This is a genomic window from Streptomyces sp. NBC_01465 (genome assembly GCF_036227325.1).
Taxonomy (GTDB): domain Bacteria; phylum Actinomycetota; class Actinomycetes; order Streptomycetales; family Streptomycetaceae; genus Streptomyces.
On record NZ_CP109467.1, the window covers coordinates 7195256 to 7213506 of the forward strand.

Genomic DNA, 18251 nt, shown 5'->3' on the forward strand with positions numbered 1-18251 from the left:
TATTAGAATAACGGCATGGTCCGTACCCCGCTCACCCCCGAAGAACGCGAACGCGGCGTCCGCCTCGGACAGCTCCTCCGTGAGGCGCGCGGTGCGCGCTCCATGGTCGAGGTGGCCGCGATCGCCGGAATCTCCGACGAGACGCTCCGCAAGATCGAGACCGGGCGCGCCCCGACGCCCGCGTTCTTCACGGTCTTCGCGCTGGCCGGCGCGCTCGGCCTGTCGATGGACGAGATCGCGACCCGCTGCGCGCCGGTGCCTGTGCCCGTCTGACCGGTCAGTCCGCGACCGCCAGCTGAATGCGGTGGTGGCGCGGGGTGTCGATCTCGTCGAGCAGCGCGATCGCCAGGTCCGGGTGCGAGATGTGCCCCGTACCGTCCAGGACCGTGCCCTCGGCCGTGCGGTAGCCGCCGGTCCTCGGGCCCTGCGGGTCGAGGTTCATCGGCGGGACCACCATCAGCCAGTCCAGACCGGGACCGGCCGCGGTGAGGGTCTCGAACTCGGCGACATGCCCCTGCGAGAAGATGCGGTGCTCCTCGGGGAACGACGGGTCGTCCATGATCCGCACGCCCGGAGCCGTCTCCAGCGTGGTCGCGATGCCCAGGACGAGGAGGCGTTGCACACCTGCTTTGCCGAGGCCCGCGATCATGGCCTCGGCCGCCGCGACGAAGAAGTCCCGGGACGGGACGTCGAGCCGTGCGGAGGCGTTGACCGCCGCGTCGTGGCCCGCCGCGGCCGCGGCCACCGCATCGGCATCGGTCGCGTCTCCCCGTACGACCGTGATGCCCGGACCCGCCAGGTCTGCGTACGTGCGCGGATCACGGACGACCGCGGTGACCGTGTGCCCGCGGCGGACGGCCTCGGCGAGCACGGCCCGGCCGACGCGGCCGCCCGCTCCGAAGACGACGATGCTGCTCATGGGAACCCCCTGCTTTCGGATGTCCTGCTGATGCCATGGACCGTAGATCGGGGGGTGCCGGTATCTGCAAAGGTACTGGCGCCTGCCCACCGCCTAATCTGGGGTGCATGAGCGAGCCGCTGAGCGCAGAGATGTTCCCCGGCCCCGACTGCGCGGACCGGCCCACGCCCTTCCGCGTCGGGGACAAGTGGACCGGCTGGGTGCTCCGCTGTCTGGACGGCGGGCCGCGGCGCTTCACCGAACTCCGGGTCCCGCTGCACTGGATCACTCCCAAGGTGCTCACGGAGACGCTGCGGGCGATGGAGCGCGACGGATTCCTCACGCGGACGGCCTACGACGAGAACCCGCCGCGCGTCGAGTACGCGCTCACCGCGCTCGGCCGTTCCCTCATCGGACCGCTGGACGGGGCCTGCGACTGGGCGCGCGAGCACGCTCCGGAGATCGCGGAGGCGCGCGGAGCGTACCGTTCCTGAAAACGACGCGTAGCGCGGGCGTAACACAACTGCGCTCGAATACGGCAATGGCAGTGGGTCAACTCCCGGCTGAGACTGGGACGTTCGCACGGTATCTGCGGGAGCTCGCGGCGTTGCTCGACCGCGGCAGCGGTTGGTACGCGGTGTTCTGGCAGCGGGATCCCGAGGGCATGCGGGCCTGTTTCGAGGGGCGTGAGGTGCCGCCCTGGGACGTGGTCGCCTCCCTCCTCCAGGACCTCGCCGGGGTGCGCGGGTCCGGCTTCGCCGAGAGCGAGGAGGTGCGGGCCAGGTCGCTGCACGGTGCGTCGGCGGCGGCGTACGACCGGCGGGCCGGCGGGCGCGAGGCGCTGGCGGAGCGGCTGGAGATGATGCTCGCCGAGCGGAGGTACGCGGCCGGGCGCGAACAGGAACTCGCGCACGGGCTGCGTACGGCGGCCGGCGGGGGAGAGGCGCAGCGGCTCGGTGACGAGCTGGCCTGGGTGCGCGACGACGGCCGGCGGGCGTCAGCCCGCTGCGACGAGCTGCGCGCGCGGCTGGTGGCGGTGGACAGGGAGGCGGAGCCCCAACTCGCTGTTCCACCAGGGTGGTTCAGGCCTGATGTGACCGGTCCGGTGCCCCGGCAGCGCGGGGAGTCCGAGGTGCCCGAGCCGGTCGTACGGGCCGAGGCGGAAGCCCCCGCGGCGCCCCCGGCCAAGCGGCGGCGGCCCCGTGGCGCCCGGTTCGCCGGGATCGAGGACGACGCGGACGTGATGCCCGCACCCGCCCTGCCTGTGCCGCCCGCCGCCCCGGCCGCGGTGCCGCGCGGGGCGCGGTTCGGGGGAGCGGTGCACGAGGAGCGGCCGGAGCCCGAGGTGGTGCGGCCGCAGGGGGGTGCGGCGGCGCGGCGGGCCGCCGTGGAGAGCGTCGGTCTTCTGCTGCGACTGCGCGCCGAGGGGCGCAGCGGTGAGGCGCACGGGGTCCTCTGCGAGGCCGCGGCCCGGGACGCCGGGCAGTTGCCCGTACTGGCCGAGGAGCTGCACCGGGCCGGACTTGCCGCCGACTGGGCGACCCTGCTGTGGGAGGTCGCGTCGCTGCCGCCCGAGCAACTCGCCGCCGCAGCAAGCGCATTGGCAGCAGCCGGCCGCACACAGGACTGCGGTCAGCTGCTGCGCCAGGGGGTGTCCAGGCCCGCCGAGGAGATCGCGGACGCCGTCCTCGCGCTCGACGACGCGGGGCGCGGGCGCGAGGCGGACGCGCTGCTGGATGCCTTCGTGCGCGTACGGACGCCGGAGGACTCGGCCAAGATCGCCGAGGGGGATCCGATCGCGCTCGTACCGAAGCTGCTGTCCGCCGCGGCCGCCGTGTCGGAGGCCAGGGAGCGCGACGTCCTGCACGCCTTGCGGGTCGCCGGTTTCGCCAACTGATCGAATCGATGCGAAACATGATCGACTCGGCCTGTTGACGGCGATGGTCTTGCCCTGCCCGGTACGGGGGCTTACGTTCTCCTGCAACGCCCGGGAGTCTACGGGCGTAGAAGGTCTCTGACGTCCTGTGTAAGGAGCAAGTCATGGCCAAGGTCGTACGGGCCGCACTCGTCCAGGCAACCTGGACGGGCGACACGGAATCCATGATCGCCAAGCATGAGGAGCACGCCCGCGAGGCGGCCCGGCAGGGTGCGCAGATCATCGGCTTCCAGGAAGTCTTCAACGCCCCCTACTTCTGCCAGGTGCAGGAGGCCGAGCACTACCGCTGGGCGGAGGCGGTCCCCGACGGGCCGACCGTCGTCAGGATGCAGGAGCTCGCCCGCGAGACCGGCATGGTGATCGTCGTCCCGGTCTTCGAGCTGGAGCAGTCCGGCTTCTACTACAACACCGCGGCCGTGATCGACGCCGACGGCACCTACCTCGGCAAGTACCGCAAGCACCACATCCCCCAGGTCAAGGGCTTCTGGGAGAAGTACTACTTCAAGCCGGGCAACGCGGGCTGGCCCGTCTTCGACACCGCCGTCGGCAAGGTCGGCGTCTACATCTGCTACGACCGCCACTTCCCCGAGGGCTGGCGCCAACTCGGCCTGAACGGCGCCCAGATCGTCTACAACCCCTCCGCCACCTCGCGCGGCCTCTCCGCCTACCTCTGGCAGCTGGAACAGCCCGCGGCCGCCGTCGCCAACGAGTACTACATCGCGGCGATCAACCGGGTCGGCCAGGAGGAGTACGGCGACAACGACTTCTACGGCACCAGCTACTTCGTCAACCCGCGCGGCCAGTTCGTCGGCGACGTCGCCTCCGACAAGGAGGAAGAACTTCTTGTCAGGGACCTCGACCTGGACCTGATCGAGGAAGTACGCCAGCAGTGGGCGTTCTACCGGGACCGCCGACCCGACGCGTACGAGGGGCTGGTGCAGCCGTGACCGATCAACTCCACGACCGCCACAAGGTAGTTCTGCCCGAGTGGCTCGCGCTGTACTACGACCGTCCGATCGAGATCACCCACGGCGAGGGCCGCCACGTCTGGGACGCCGACGGCAAGCAGTACCTCGACTTCTTCGGCGGCATCCTGACCACGATGACCGCCCACGCGCTCCCCGAGGTCACCAAGGCGGTGGCCGAGCAGGCCGGCCGCATCATCCACTCCTCGACCCTCTACCTCAACCGCCCGATGGTCGAACTGGCCGAGCGCGTCGCCGCGTTGTCCGGAATCCCGGACGCCCGCGTCTTCTTCACCACCTCGGGCACGGAGGCCAACGACACCGCGCTGCTCCTGGCGACCGCGTACCGCAGCTCGAACCAGATCCTCGCGATGCGCAACAGCTACCACGGCCGCTCCTTCACGGCCGTCGGCATCACCGGCAACAAGGGCTGGTCGCCCACCAGCCTCAGCCCGCTGCAGACGCTGTACGTCCACGGCGGGGTCCGCAGCCGCGGGCCGTACGCGCACCTGACCGACGCCGAGTTCATCGCGGCCTGCGTCGCCGACCTCGAGGACCTCCTCGGTCACACCCGCGACGTCGCCGCCCTCATCGCCGAGCCGATCCAGGGCGTCGGCGGCTTCACGGCCCCGCCCGACGGTCTCTATGCCGCCTTCCGCGAGGTCCTCGACCGGCACGGCATCCTCTGGATCGCCGACGAGGTGCAGACCGGCTGGGGCCGCACCGGCGACCACTTCTGGGGCTGGCAGGCGCACGGCCAGAGCGGTCCGCCGGACATGCTCACCTTCGCCAAGGGCATCGGCAACGGCATGTCGATCGGCGGGGTCGTCGCGCGCGCCGAGGTCATGAACTGCCTTGACGCCAACAGTATTTCGACCTTCGGCGGCTCCCCGGTCACCATGGCGGCGGGCCTCGCGAACCTCACGTACCTCCTCGAACACGACCTCCAGGGCAACGCCCGTCGCGTCGGCGGTCTGCTCACCGAGCGGCTGCGGGCGATCTCCGCGCAGTCCCCGTTCGTACGGGAAGTACGCGGCCGCGGCCTGATGATCGGCATCGAGCTGATCAAGCCGGGCACCGACGAGGCCAACCCGGCGGCGGCATCGGCCGTCCTGGAAGCAGCCCGCGAAGGCGGCCTCCTCCTCGGCAAGGGAGGCGGCCACAACACCAGCGTGCTGCGGATCGCACCCCCGCTCACCCTGACCGTCGCCGAGGCCGAGGAAGGCGCCGCGATCCTCGAACAGGCGCTGCGCACGCTCTGTTGACACGCCAATCGCGCCCACGGAAGGAGAGGAAGCAATGAGCCGTACTGTCATCCGGGGCGGTCTGGTCATCACCGCCGCCGACGAGATCCACGCCGACGTCCTGATCGAGGACGGCACCATCGCCGCCCTCGCCACGAGCGGCACCGAAGCCGCCGCGGCCTGGACCGCCGACCGCACCATCGACGCGACGGGGAAGTACGTGATCCCCGGCGGAGTCGACGCGCACACCCATATGGAGATGCCGTTCGGCGGCACGTACGCGGCCGACACCTTCGAGACCGGGACCCGCGCGGCGGCCTGGGGCGGCACCACCACCATCGTCGACTTCGCGATCCAGTCCAAGGGCCGCTCGCTGCGCGAGGGCCTCGACGCCTGGCACGCGAAGGCGGCGTCGAACTGCGCCGTCGACTACGGCTTCCACATGATCGTCTCCGACGTCAACGAGGACACCCTGAAGGAGATGGACCTCCTCGTCGACGAGGGCGTCACCTCCTTCAAGCAGTTCATGGCCTATCCCGGCGTCTTCTACAGCGACGACGGCCAGATCCTGCGCGCCATGCAGCGTGCCGCCGACAACGGCGGGCTGATCATGATGCACGCCGAGAACGGCATCGCGATCGACGTCCTTGTCGAACAGGCCCTCGCACGCGGCGAGACCGACCCCCGCTACCACGGCGAGGTCCGCAAGGCGCTCCTGGAGTCCGAGGCCACCCACCGCGCCATCAAGCTGGCGCAGGTCGCGGGCGCACCGCTGTACGTCGTCCACGTATCGGCGCAGGAAGCGGTCGCCGAGCTGGCGCGCGCCCGCGACGAAGGCCTCAACGTCTTCGGGGAGACCTGCCCCCAGTACCTCTTCCTCTCCACCGACAACCTCGCCGAGCCGGACTTCGAGGGCGCGAAGTACGTCTGCAGTACGCCACTTCGCCCCAAGGAGCACCAAGCCGCCCTCTGGCGCGGACTGCGCACCAACGACCTCCAGGTGGTCTCCACCGACCACTGCCCCTTCTGCTTCAGCGGACAGAAGGAGATGGGCCGCGGCGACTTCTCCAAGATCCCCAACGGGATGCCGGGCGTCGAGAACCGCATGGACCTCCTCCACCAGGGCGTCGTCGACGGCCACATCAGCCGCCGCCGCTGGATCGAGATCGCGTGCGCCACACCGGCCAGGATGTTCGGCCTCTACCCGAAGAAGGGAACCATCGCACCGGGCGCCGACGCCGACATCGTCCTCTACGACCCGCAGGCGGAGCAGGTCATCTCCGCCGACACCCACCACATGAACGTCGACTACTCGGCCTACGAGGGCAAGCGCCTCACCGGCCGCGTGGACACGGTCCTCTCCCGCGGTGAACTCGTCATCACCGACCGGGAGTTCACCGGGCGTGCAGGACACGGGGTCTACACCCCGCGCTCCACCTGTCAGTACCTCATCTAGGAGTGGTGCCCATGGACTTCGGACTCGTCCTGCAGACCGACCCGCCGGCCGCCAAGGTCGTCGAGCTGATGCAGCGTGCCGAGCGCAACGGCTTCAGCCACGGCTGGACCTTCGACTCGGCGGTGCTCTGGCAGGAGCCCTTCGTCATCTACAGCAGGATCCTCGCCACCACCGACCACCTGATCGTCGGCCCGATGGTCACCAACCCGAGCACACGCACGCCCGAAGTCACTGCCTCCACCTTCGCGACGCTCAACGAGATGTACGGCAACCGCACCATCTGCGGCATCGGCCGCGGCGACTCCGCCATGCGCGTCGCCGGCCGCACCCCCAACACCCTCGCCCGGATCAGCGACGCGATGCGCATCATCAGGGCGCTGGGCTCGGGCGGGGAGGCGGACCTCGGGGGCACGACCGTACGGTTCCCGTGGGCGAAGGAAGGGACCGAGGTCCCGGTGTGGATGGCGGCGTACGGGCCGAAGGCGCTGAAGATGACGGGGGAGGAGGCCGACGGCTTCATCCTCCAGCTGGCGGACCCGTATCTGACCGAGTGGATGGTCAAGGCGGTACGGGACGCGGCGGCGGGGGCGGGCCGCGACCCGGCCGACGTCAAGATCTGCGTGGCGGCCCCGGCGTACGTCACCGAGGACGACTCGCCCGAGGCGCTCGCGCACGCCCGCGACCAGTGCCGCTGGTTCGGCGGGATGGTCGGCAACCATGTCGCCGACCTGGTCACCAAGTACGGCGCGCACTCCGCGCTCGTCCCCGAGGAACTCACGGACTACATCAAGTCCCGTGAGGGGTACGACTATTCGCACCACGGCCGGACCGGAAACCCCGACACGGCCTTCGTTCCCGACGAGATCGTCGACCGCTTCTGCCTGATCGGCACGGCGGAGGCGCACATCGAGAAGCTGAAGGCCCTGCGCGACCTGGGCGTCGACCAGTTCGCCCTGTACAACATGCAGGACGAGAAGGAGTCGGTCATCGACACCTACGGCGCACGGATCATCCCCGCGCTCGCCTGAAGCTCGTAACGGACCAACTCCCGCACCCGCACCCGCGATTGTCCCCTCCCCGCCGTCCCGGGGAGGGGGCTCCTTCCTCCCGTCCCCGAACGAAGGCCGGTGCCCCTCCATGACCGACACCGAGATATCGTCCCCCTCCCCAGTCACCGACATCCCCGATGGCCGCTACGTCAACGACGACCTGCGCCCCGTCCCGGAATCCCGTCGCACCTGGACGACGTACAACTTCGTGGCCCTGTGGATCGGCATGGCCCACTGCATCCCGTCCTGGACCCTCGCCTCGGGCCTGGTCGCCCTCGGCATGGACTGGAAGCAGGCGGTCCTCACCATCGCCCTGGCCAACATCATCGTCCTGCTCCCCATGCTGCTCACCGGCCACGCGGGCCCCAAGTACGGCATCCCGTTCCCCGTCCTGGCCCGCGCCTCCTTCGGCATCCGCGGCGCCAACCTCCCCGCGATGATCCGTGCGGCCGTGGCCTGTGCCTGGTTCGGCATCCAGACCTGGATCGGCGGCCAGGGCATCTTCGTCCTGCTCGGCAAGATCTTCGGCGGCTGGGCGGACGCCGGGAAGGTCGGCGGCTACCCGTGGACCCTGTGGCTCTGCTTCGTCGTCTTCTGGGTGATCGAACTGGCCATCATCTACCGGGGAATGGACACCCTGCGCCGCTTCGAGAACTGGGCGGCGCCCTTCGTCCTCGTTGGCGCGGTGGTCCTGCTGGTCTGGATCTCCCACAAGGCGGGCGGCTTCGGCACCCTCCTCGACGAGCCCTCCAAGGTCGGCTGGGGCGCGGACTTCTACAAGATCTTCTTCCCGGGTCTGATGGGCATGATCGGCTTCTGGTCCACGCTGTCGCTGAACATCCCCGACTTCACCCGCTTCGGGAAGGGCCAGCGCGCCCAGGTCTGGGGCCAGACCCTGGGCCTGCCCACGACGATGACCCTCTTCGCGCTGATGTCGGTGCTCGTCACCTCGGGCTCGGAGAAGGTCTACGGTGCGGCGATCTGGGACCCGGTGGCGCTCGCGGGCAAGACCGACAACACGTTCGGCCTGCTCTTCGCCCTGATCACGGTGTTCGTCGCGACGATCTCCGTGAACATCGCGGCGAACGTCGTCTCGCCCGCGTACGACCTCGCCAACCTCGCCCCGAAGTTCATCAACTTCCGTACGGGCGCGCTGATCACGGGCGTGATCGGCGTCGTGGTGATGCCGTGGAAGCTGACCTCGACGCCCGAGCTGTACATCTTCACCTGGCTGGGTGTGGTCGGCGGTCTGCTGGGGACGGTCGCCGGAATCCTGATCGCGGACTACTGGATCGTCCGCCGTACGGTCCTCGACGTCGCCGACCTGTACCGCTCCGAGGGCCGCTACTGGTACACGGGCGGCTGGAACTGGCGGGCGGTCACGGCCTTCGCGGTCGGCGGGATCCTGGCGGTGGGCGGCTCGTACTCGACGGTCGACGCGAAGGGGAACAAGGCCGGTCCCTTCCCGGCCGACGGCCTGATCCCCTTCCTCAAACCCCTTGCCGACTACGGGTGGGCGGTCGGACTGGGGTCGTCGCTGGTGCTGTACGTGGCGCTGACGTGGCCGCGGCGAACGGAGGGTGCGGCTTCCTCCCACAGCTGAACCGGTCTCCAACTGCGGTGAAGATCCCCAGAGTTGGCGAAGGTCACGTCTGGAGGAGGCATATGAAGGGGGCGGGCGGCTGGGATGCGCTCGGGGTCTCGGATGTGGACCGGGGCGTCTATCTGCAGGCCCTGCGCCAGCCGGGGGCCGGGCCTGCGGGGTGGGCCGAGGCGCTCGGTCTGCCCTCGGAGGTGATCCAGCAGGCGGTGCACCGGCTGCGGGGTCAGGGGCTGCTGCGTACGACGTCCCGTGCGGGATCCGGGCTCGAGGCGGTGGAGCCGCAGGTCGCCGCGCGCGCCGCGATTCGCCAACGCCTCGCCGACGTCGACCGGTTCGCGGCCACCGTCGGAGCACTCGCCGAGGAGCTGACCCCCGAGTACGAGCGGGGGAGGCTGCGGGAGAGGCCCGGCTCGATCCTGGAGGTCGTGGAGGGAGCGGAAGCCGCTGCGGCGCGGGTGGGTGAGCTCATCGCGGGGACCGAGCGCGAGGCCTGCGGAATCGACGTACCGCCGTACATCTCGGGCCGCGGCCAGGTGATCGGTGCGCAGCGGCAACTCCTGCGGCGCAAGGCCCGGTTCCGTGCCCTGTACGCGACCGAGGCGCTCGAAGCCCCGCAGAAGCTCGCCGAGATCATGTCGTCGGTGGCGGACGGCGAGGAGGCCAGGGTGCTCGCTCAGGCGCCGGTGAAGCTGCTGATCATCGACGGGCGTACGGCCCTGCTGCCGCTCACCGTCAGCGAGGACGAGCGGCAGTACCAGTCGGTGATCGTGAACGGTTCGGCGCTGGTGGACGCCCTGCAGACGCTGTTCGAGGCGTTGTGGAGGCAGGCGGCGCCGTTGCGCGGGCGGGGGCAGATCCCCGATCTGTCACTGCTGCGGGAGGAGGGCCTGCTGGCGGCCGACCAGGAGTTGATCGAGCTGCTGGGCGCAGGGATGACGGACGAGGCGATCGCCCGGCACTACGGCGTCAGCGTCCGCACGCTGCGCCGCCGTGTCCGTGAGATCCAGGACCGGCTCGGCAGTGTGGGCCGTTTCCAGGCGGGGGTGCGGGCGGCGCAGCGCGGGTGGTTGTAGACGCGGCGCGGGCCCCGCGGGACGGCTGTCCCGCGGGGCCCGCGCTCTGTAGCGGTGGAACCTCAGCCGCAGCTCTTGTCCGGCTTCAGCGTGAAGTTCTGGGTGACGGTGGAGAGTTTGACGAGCTTGGCGGTACGGGCCTGGGGGGCCCAGCCGTCCTTTGCGGCGATGAGTTGGAGCGGGTTGTTGCGCACGTCCAGCCACATGCCGTACTGGCCGTTCGCGTCGGTCTTCAGGGTGAAGCTCTGCGCCCAGCTGTCGATCTGCAGGGTCGCGCCCTTCAGGCCGGCCGTCGCGCCGGTGCACGGCGCCCCGCTGACCGTCCCGGCGAGCTTGCCCCAGGTGGACGGCGGGTTGACCGTCATGGTCACGTCGATGGGGGCGTACGCGTACGGCGTGTCCTCACCGACCGCCAGCAGTGCGGAGTAGGCGCCCGGCTGGGCGATCTCGCTGCCCGAGGCGTCCGTCGTGACGTTGACGACCGCGGAGGCGCCCGGAGCGAGCGTCACCTCGGTCCGGTCCTCCGACAGCCAGCTGACGTCCGAACCGCTGGAGCAGTCGCCGTAGCCGGGCAGCAGCTCGGCGGTGTCGACGGGGTTGAAGCCGCCGATCGAGCCGCCGACCCGGTAGAAGCCGCAGGCGCTGCCGCCGCGGTAGACGGTGTTGTTGGAGTTGGGCAGGGCCGTCCAGGTGCCCGCGGCCGGGTCGTAGGAGATGCCCGCGTTGGTCAGGGTCGAGGTGCCGTTGGTGACGCCGCCGGAGAGCAGCAGCCGGCCGTTGGCCCCGGTGGCTCCCATGGCCCACAGGTCCATGGGCATGTCGGCGACCGGCGTCCAGCTGTCGGCGGAGGCGTCGTAGGAGTAGGCGTGCTTGGTGGTGGCGGTGCCGTTGGTGCCGCCGGCGCAGTAGAGGGTGCCGTTGACGCCGCCGCAGCCGAGCCATGCGGTGATCTCGGGGTAGTCGGCGCCGGCGCTCCAGGAGTTGGTGGCCGAGTCGTAGATCTGCACGTTCTTGACCCCGCAGGCCGTGGTGCAGCCGCCCACGACGTACCACTTGCCGTCGACGACCGCCGAGCCCGCGCCCGCGAATCCCTTGGGGATGCTCGCGCCGGTGGACCAGGAGTTGGACGACGGGTCGTAGATCTGCGTGGTGGTGACATTGGCACCGGACTCGGCCCAGCCGCCGGTCAGATACAGCTTGCCGCCGAAGAACGCCGAGACGGGTGCCTCGCGCGGGGTGCCGTTGTCGGCGATCGCCGACCAGGAGGTGGTCTCCGGGTTGTAGACGTAGCCGCTGGAGCTGAACGTGGTGCCCGAGACGCCGTCGACGGAGTAGACCTTGCCGTCGTCGCCGGTGGCGACCGCGTTGTCCATCAGGGCCGCGGGCAGGTTGGCGATCGAGGTCCACGGCGGGGCCGCGGGCGTGACCGGCGGGGTCACCGCGGTCCTGCCCTTGGCCGGGTCGATGAACCCGGGATCGTAGTCGCCCTTGATCTCCGTCAGTTCGGCGCCGGCGCCACGTGCCTTGATGACGAAGCCCTTGTCCTGTTCGGACAGCTTGACCTTGGCGGTGGCGGTGCCGGTGTTCTTGACGGTGACGGCCTTGGTCTTGGCGCCCTGCCAGGCCACCGTGTTGCCGACGGTCGTCGGCGAGATCGACAGCCGTCCGGCGGCCAGCTTGATGTCGGCGGTGGTCGCCGCGTTCGACGCGATACGGACCGACTTGCTCGCGGCGGTGTAGTTGCCCGCCGTGTATCCGAGCGGGTGGCTGCCGGTCAGGGTCGAGTAGAACCAGTAGAAGCCGTCACCCAGGGCCGCGTCGTCGGGTGTGGCGATGGTGGTGGCGCCCTCGGCCGGCTTGTCGGTGCTGACGACCTGCGCACCGGCGATACCGCTCTTGGTGTTCTTGTCGGTCACCTGGCCGAGGACCAGGCCGCCGGGCGTCGGGTCGCAGGAGCGGTCGCCGACGAAAACGTTGTCGACCTCCCACCAGTACGCGAAGTGCCCGTTGTAGTGGAAGCGGATCTGGACGGCGCTCTTGCCCGCCGCGGCCGACAGGTCCACCAGCTCGGTCCGCGGGCCGAGGCGGCTCACGGTCGTCCAGTGGCTGGCGGTGGTCCAGGTGGTGCCGCCGTCGGTGGTGTAGTCGACGTCGGCGTAGCCGTTGGAGTAACCCTTGTAGTCGCTGGCGAACTGCACGATCGGACCGGTCGTGTTGCTGAAGTCCAGGACGGGGCTGACCAGGGACGTGTCCTCGGTGTAGGCGCTGCCGGCGAGGTCGCTGTCGGCGATGGCGAAGGCGCCGGAGCCGCCGGTGTGGTTGGTGCGCGGCTTGGCGTCGGTGAAGGTCCACGCCTTGCCCTGGCCGGGGGTGTCGACGATGGTCCAGCCGGCGGGCGGCGTCGTGCCGGTGGCCGAGGAGAAGTCCTCCGTCGTACCGCCCTTGAAGTTGTACTGGTATCCGGCCGCGCTGCAGGTGGAGGCGTCGACCTTGACGCCGAAGTCCTGGGAGACGGACGTGTCGGCGACAGCGATGTCCTGGCTCGCCGGCGTGTAGCCCGGGTAGGAGGAGAGGGCCTCGACGGTGTACGTGTCGTCCACCGGGACGCTCAGCGTGTAGGCGCCGGTGGCCGGATCGGTGTGGACGGCGCTGGTCGGCTCGCCCTTGATCTGTACGGTGGCGTAGAGCGGCCAGCCGTGCCCGGAGCCGTCCTTGACGCTGCCGGTGATCTCGACCCGGTCCTTGGCGGTGAGCGCCGCGTCCTCGGTGACGCTCTGGCCGTCGGCCAGTGTCACACCGGCGACGGTCTTGACGGCGTAACCGAACTTGCTGAACTTCACGTCGTAGGTGCCCGGTTCGACCGACAGCGTGTAGGCGCCGGTGGCGTCCGTGGTGGCGCCGGAATCACCCGCCGTCACCTTCACCCCGGCGAGGGGTGTGCCGCCGGAGGAGTCCGTGACGGTGCCCTTGACGAGGGCGTGCGGCCCGGACGAGAAGGCCGTGATGCCGGCGGGGGTGCCGAGACCCGTCGGACCGTCGTAGCCGGTGGTCCCGGTGCACAGGTAACTGCCGCCGCAGGAACCGTTGGTGCCCGAGGTGACGTCGTTGAGCGCCGCCGGCTTGGCGTACGGGTACGTCATCGGCTGGGAGCCGGAAGCCGGGGTGCCGGCGAGCGCGTACACGGAGGCGATGATCGGCGCCGAGACGCTGGTGCCGCCGTAGACGTGCCAGGCGCCCGCGTTGTAGACGGCGACCCCGGTGGAGGGATTGGCGACCGCGGAGACGTCGGCGACGGTGCGCTTGTCACAGCCGCTGTCGGACTGCACGGCGGGCTTGGGCTCGTAGGCGGAGCAGCCGCTGCCCGCGCCCGACCAGACCGTCTCGGACCAGCCGCGCGTCGAGGCGTCCTTGACCAGCGAGGTGCCGCCGACCGAGGTGACGTACGGGGAGGCCGCCGGATAGCTGACGCCGTAGCCGTCGTCGCCGCTGCTCGCGGTGACGGCGACGCCCGGGTGGTTGAAGTAGGCGCTGTCGTACGTCGACTCGTCGGAGCCCTCGCCGCCTCCGTAGCTGTTGGAGACGAACTTGGCGCCCTGGGCGACGGCCTGGTTCACGGCCGCGCCCAGGTTCTCCATGTAGTTGTCGTCCGCCTCCACGAGCAGGATGTGGCAGTTGGGGCAGGTGGCCGACACCATCTGGATGTCGAGCGCGATCTCCGCGCCCCATCCGGCGTCGGCGACGGGGTAGTCGGTGCCGCCGCGCTGGTCGATCTTCTTGAAGCAGCCGTTGGCGGTGGTGCAGGCGGAGAGCCCGTACTGGGTGCGGTACGTGGCCAGTTCGGCCTCGGCATCGGGGTTGTCGAAGGCGTCGACGATGGCGACGGTCTGGCCGCCGCCGTTGGTCGAGGACGGCAGGCTGTACGCGCTCTGCAGGGACGACGGGCCGAAGCCGGCCGGGTCGGCCGACGGGTCGGCCTCCTGCGCCGCCTTCAGCTGCGCCTTCGTCTGCTTGACGTCATCGCGGATCTGGGTGAGACAGCCTGCGGTCCCGGCCTTCTGCGCGACGGCGCAGGCGCGGTGCGAGGGGTGGTCGCCGACGTCCTTGGCGCTGGTCGCATTGGTGGTGGTCGGGTCGGGGGTCTTGCTCGCCGAGGCTGCGGCGGCGGGTGTGGCGGCGGTGGCCGCCTGCGCGGGGTACTGAAGGGACAGTACGGCCAGTGCCGCCACGGCGCCGGACGCGATGAAGCGTGCTGCCACGCCGGGGGATCTCTTGCGTCTCATGGATCTCAACAGCCGTTCTCCTTGTGGGAGTTGAATGGATGGTGAGGTTGGTTCCGACTCGCCCCAAAGGTCCCGGGCGCACGGGGTGCGTACAGAAGTGGAGACTGCGTGCCCGGTACATGTGACGGGTGTGGAGATCCTTGCATCGAGAGAGGTGTGTGTGGCGGTGATGTTTGACAGGTTCAGGACATGCGCCCGATCCGGACACGGGCGGTGTGGGCCTCCGCGAGCAGGAGGTAGCTGCTGGCCGTCCAGGTGTACGCGCGGTCCCGCAGGCCCGTTCCGGTCAGGGCGTCGAAGTTCTCGGCGAAGCCGTGGGCCTCGCACAGGGCGCGGAAGCGGGCGCTGATCTCGTCCGCCAGGCGGTGGTGGCCCGCGCGGCGCAGGCCGTCCTCGACGAGGACCGTGGCGGGGGCCCAGATCGGGCCGCGCCAGTAGCCGTCGGCGGCGTAGTGCGGGGAGGCCGGCACCTCGGTGGCCAGGCCGTACGGGGTCAGGTGTGTCTCGATACGGTCGGCCAGTGCGCTGCTGATCTCCTCGGGCAGGTGCTCGCCCAGCGCGATGGGCATCAGATCGAGGAGGCTGTCGCTGTGCCAGGTGTTCCCGGTGGCGACCCCTCGGGCCACGAAGCGGTTGCCGCGCCAGAGCTCGTCGATCATCGCCGACTGGGTTTCCTCGGCGGACCGTGTCCATCGGGCGGCCTCGTCCGGCCTGTTCAACTGCACTGCCAGGTCTGCGAGTTCATGCATCTGCAGGGCGAGGAAGGCCGCCAGGTCCGCGGTGACGACCACCCGTTCGGGGTCGAAGGTGGTGGCGTTGTCCCAGCCGCTGTCGTTGCCGTGCTGGTAGTGGGGCAGTGCGGCGCCCGGGGCGCGCCGTGCGGTGAGCCAGAACTCCGTCCAGCGGGTCAGCCTGTCGTACGTCTCGGAGAGGGCCGCGTCGTCGAGGGGCGCGGGCAGGCGCCGGCGGAGGTGGCCCAGGGCCCAGCCGTGGATGGGGGGTTTGACGAAGTTGTGGAGGATCTCGGAGTGGGTGACCGAGTCGGGGAGTGCTCCGGCCTCGTCCTGGTGATCGAAGGGCAGGTGGAACTGGTCCCACGCCAGGTCCGGGCAACCGGGCGCCAGGGCAAGGGCGTTGAAGCAGTGGTCCCAGCTCCAGACCTTGTCCATCCAGTGCTTGGACATCAGGACGGCGGGGCGCGTGACCAGGCCCTTCGGGCGTACGGTCGCCGACTGCACGACGTAGGCGGCGAGCTCGGCCGCGGGGGTCGCGGAGGAGCGCCAGGGGGCCGCCGTGTCGGCGAAGTCCGCGAAGGTGTTCTGTGCGGTCTCGACGATCTTGGTGAAGGTCGTCGTGGTGGTGTACGCGGGGCGGGCCGTGTCCAGCTCCTCGATCGCCAACTCCCAGGTTCCATCGGTGGGTTCGGAGGCGTCGACGGTGAGGCTGCGCTCGTTTTCGCCCAGGGCCTGGGTGCCCCGGGTTTCCGTCACCGTGCCCGACAGCAGGGTGACGCGGTAGCGGCAGCCCGTCTCGTACGAGGTGAACACGTGCGCGCCGGCGGCCGCGTCGTGGAAGAAGTACGTGCCGCTGAAGGGGGTGAGCGTGCGGGCCGCCGCGCTGATGCGCAGGCTGCCCGTGCCGCGCAGCCGGATCGTGTCCGGTGACGCGTAGGCGAGGTCGATGCGGCCGGTCGGGGCGAACCAGGTCAGCAGGGCCGGTGTCGCCTCGATGCGGGTCTCGTCGGCCTGAGGGACGAGGCGCAGTACGCCGTGCATGCCGTTCTGGTGCGAGACGAGGTGGAGGTCCTCGGCCCGGGTCTTCTCCGCCACCACGGGGGAGATGTTGAACCAGGAGCCATGGGTGCTGAACGGGATGTCATGGAGGGAGAAGGCCGGGCCGGAGTGGTCGGCGGTCGTCAAGTGGCTCTCGTTTCCTGGGTGTTGAGGAGGGGTGGTCAGTCCTTGACCGCGCCGGCGGTCACGCCGGCGGCGACGTAGCGCTGGGCGAGGACGAGGATGACCGCGGCGGGGAGTGAGGCCACGACCGCGGTGGCCATGATGGCGTTCCACTCCTGGTTGTTGTTGCCGATGTAGTGGTAGATGCCGAGCGTGATCGGCTCGTGCGCACCGCCGTTGACCAGCGTGCTGGCGAAGATGAAGTCGGACCAGGACCACAGGAAAGCGAAGAGCGAGACGGTGACGACCGCGTTGCGGCTGATCGGCATGACGATCGACCAGAAGGTGCGGAAGGGGCCCGCACCGTCCGTCTTCGCCGCCTGGAGCAGTTCGCCGGGGATCCCGGACATGAACGCGGTGAAGATCAGCACCGCGAACGGGACGGCCAGGGTGGAGTCCGCGACGATCAGGCCGGGCACGGACTGCAGCATGCCCAGGCTGAGGTAGATGGCGTAGAAGCCCATCGCCATGATGATGCCGGGGATCATCTGCGCGGCCAGCAGAACGAAGCTGAGGACTCCACCGCCGCGCGGGCGGAGCTTGGCGAGCGCGAATCCCGCGGGTGCGGACAGGACCAGGGTCAGGGCGACGGTGCCCAGGCCGATGACGAAACTGGTGGAGAGGTAAGGGAGTTGCTCGTCGAGCACGGTCCGGTATCCGGTCAGGGTGCCGTGCAGAGGGAACAGGTCCGGTGGGCTCTTGCGCATGTCCTGGTCGCGGGTGAAGGAGACGTTCACCATCCAGTAGACGGGGAACAGCATGATCCCCGTCAGCAGGACACCGACCGCGGTCTTTCCCCAGTGACGCTTTCCGCTTCGAGTCATGACAGCTCCTGCCTGCGCTGCACGCGGAGGTAGATCAGGCCGAAGACCAGCGCGGCGACGACGAGGAGGTTGCCGACGGCCGCCCCCGGGCCGAAGGCGGGCAGCAGATTGCCGAAGCCGAGCTGGTACGACCAGGTGGCGAAGGTCGTGGACGATTCCGCGGGGCCGCCTTTCGTCATGATCCAGATGATGTCGAAGACCTTGAGCGTGTAGACGAGCCCGAGGAGCAGGGTGATCGCGGACACCGGGCGCAGGAGCGGGAAGGTGATGCTCCAGAAGCGGCGCCAGGGGCCCGCGCCGTCGAGGGAGGCCGCCTCGTACAGGACCGCCGGGATCGACTGCAGGCCGCTGTAGAGCACGACCAGGTTGAACGGGACGCCGATCCAGATGTTCGCGATGATCACCGAGGTCAGCGACCAGGTGGGCGCCGTCAGCCAGTTGACCGGGTCGATGCCCGCCGCGTGCAGGGCCGCGTTGACGATGCCCGAGTCGCTGTTGAGCATCCACGACCAGGTGGAGGCCGACACGATCAACGGCAGCAGCCAGGGCACCAGGAACAGGGCCCGCAGGGTGGCGGAGAGCCGGAAGTGCTGGGTGAAGAAGACCGCGAGGGCCAGGCCGATGGCGTACTGGAAGATCAGGCAGACGGCGGTGAACACGACGGTGTGGAGCAGCGCGGGGGCGAAGGTGGGGTCGTCGAAGACGGTCCGGTAGTTGGCCAGCCCGGTGAAGGGGGCGTTGCCCTGGACGAAGGAGCGGACGGTGTAGTTGCGCAGGCTCAGGTCGAGGTTGCGGTAGAGCGGATAGGCGTAGAAGAGGACGAGGTAGAGGGTGACGGGGGTGAGGAAGGCCCAGGCGGCCAGCTGCTGGGAGCCGGGGCGGCGGCGGGCGCGGGGCGGTGCGGCGGGTGGTGCACCGCTGCGGCGGGGCAGCGGTGCGTCCGTGGTGCGGCTCATCAACAGGCCCTG

The 18251-nt window shown here is 70.0% G+C and carries 14 protein-coding genes; 9 read left to right on the forward strand and 5 right to left on the reverse strand.

All coding sequences use genetic code 11. From position 1 onward, the window contains the following. Positions 1-15 precede the first annotated feature (15 nt). Entirely contained in the window at positions 16-273 is a 258-nt protein-coding gene (locus tag OG707_RS33715; RefSeq protein ID WP_329125130.1) for a helix-turn-helix domain-containing protein, read from the forward strand. A gap of 4 nt (positions 274-277) precedes the next feature. Here OG707_RS33715 and OG707_RS33720 read toward each other — a convergent pair whose 3' ends face one another. Next, on the reverse strand, positions 278-919 hold the full coding sequence (locus OG707_RS33720) for an NAD(P)-dependent oxidoreductase (protein WP_329125133.1): 642 nt from the start codon (positions 917-919) through the stop codon (positions 278-280). A gap of 107 nt (positions 920-1026) precedes the next feature. Between OG707_RS33720 and OG707_RS33725 the strand changes: the two genes are divergently transcribed. From OG707_RS33725 to OG707_RS33760, 8 genes are all read left to right on the forward strand, one after another. After that, positions 1027-1392: a winged helix-turn-helix transcriptional regulator gene (locus tag OG707_RS33725; RefSeq protein ID WP_329125135.1), complete on the forward strand. Its 366-nt coding sequence runs from the start codon at positions 1027-1029 to the stop codon at positions 1390-1392. A 47-nt stretch (positions 1393-1439) separates the two neighbouring features. Continuing rightward, a complete protein-coding gene (locus OG707_RS33730; protein ID WP_329125136.1) occupies positions 1440-2795 on the forward strand; it encodes a hypothetical protein in 1356 nt (451 codons plus the stop codon). Between the two features lie 143 nt (positions 2796-2938). Beyond that, on the forward strand, positions 2939-3781 hold the full coding sequence (locus OG707_RS33735; protein ID WP_329125138.1) for a nitrilase-related carbon-nitrogen hydrolase: 843 nt from the start codon (positions 2939-2941) through the stop codon (positions 3779-3781). After that, positions 3778-5064, forward strand: a complete 1287-nt coding sequence (locus OG707_RS33740) for an aspartate aminotransferase family protein (protein ID WP_329125140.1) — start codon at positions 3778-3780, stop codon at positions 5062-5064. The genes OG707_RS33735 and OG707_RS33740 overlap by 4 nt, the downstream gene beginning before the upstream one ends. Positions 5065-5098: 34 nt before the next feature. Further along, positions 5099-6499 (forward strand): dihydropyrimidinase, encoded by a 1401-nt coding sequence (hydA, locus tag OG707_RS33745; RefSeq protein ID WP_329125142.1) that lies wholly within the window; start codon positions 5099-5101, stop codon positions 6497-6499. 11 nt (positions 6500-6510) lie between these two features. Further along, positions 6511-7527, forward strand: a complete 1017-nt coding sequence (locus tag OG707_RS33750; protein ID WP_329125144.1) for a TIGR03842 family LLM class F420-dependent oxidoreductase — start codon at positions 6511-6513, stop codon at positions 7525-7527. A 109-nt stretch (positions 7528-7636) separates the two neighbouring features. After that, positions 7637-9151, forward strand: coding sequence for an NCS1 family nucleobase:cation symporter-1 (locus tag OG707_RS33755; RefSeq protein ID WP_329125146.1), 1515 nt, complete (start codon positions 7637-7639; stop codon positions 9149-9151). A 62-nt stretch (positions 9152-9213) separates the two neighbouring features. Further along, the gene (locus OG707_RS33760) at positions 9214-10224 is read left to right on the forward strand and encodes a helix-turn-helix transcriptional regulator (RefSeq protein ID WP_329125148.1); all 1011 of its coding nucleotides are present in this window, start codon (positions 9214-9216) and stop codon (positions 10222-10224) included. 62 nt (positions 10225-10286) lie between these two features. On the opposite strand, the gene OG707_RS33765 is transcribed toward OG707_RS33760, so the two are convergent. The 4 genes from OG707_RS33765 to OG707_RS33780 form a co-directional block, all read right to left on the reverse strand. Then, entirely contained in the window at positions 10287-14480 is a 4194-nt protein-coding gene (locus OG707_RS33765; protein WP_329125149.1) for a carboxypeptidase regulatory-like domain-containing protein, read from the reverse strand. A gap of 206 nt (positions 14481-14686) precedes the next feature. After that, positions 14687-16423, reverse strand: a complete 1737-nt coding sequence (locus OG707_RS33770) for an amylo-alpha-1,6-glucosidase (protein WP_329125151.1) — start codon at positions 16421-16423, stop codon at positions 14687-14689. A gap of 35 nt (positions 16424-16458) precedes the next feature. Beyond that, complete coding sequence (locus OG707_RS33775) at positions 16459-17283, reverse strand: carbohydrate ABC transporter permease (protein WP_329125153.1); 825 nt, start codon at positions 17281-17283, stop codon at positions 16459-16461. Continuing rightward, positions 17280-18239, reverse strand: coding sequence for a carbohydrate ABC transporter permease (locus tag OG707_RS33780; protein WP_329125155.1), 960 nt, complete (start codon positions 18237-18239; stop codon positions 17280-17282). The genes OG707_RS33775 and OG707_RS33780 overlap by 4 nt, the downstream gene beginning before the upstream one ends. Positions 18240-18251: the final 12 nt, after the last annotated feature.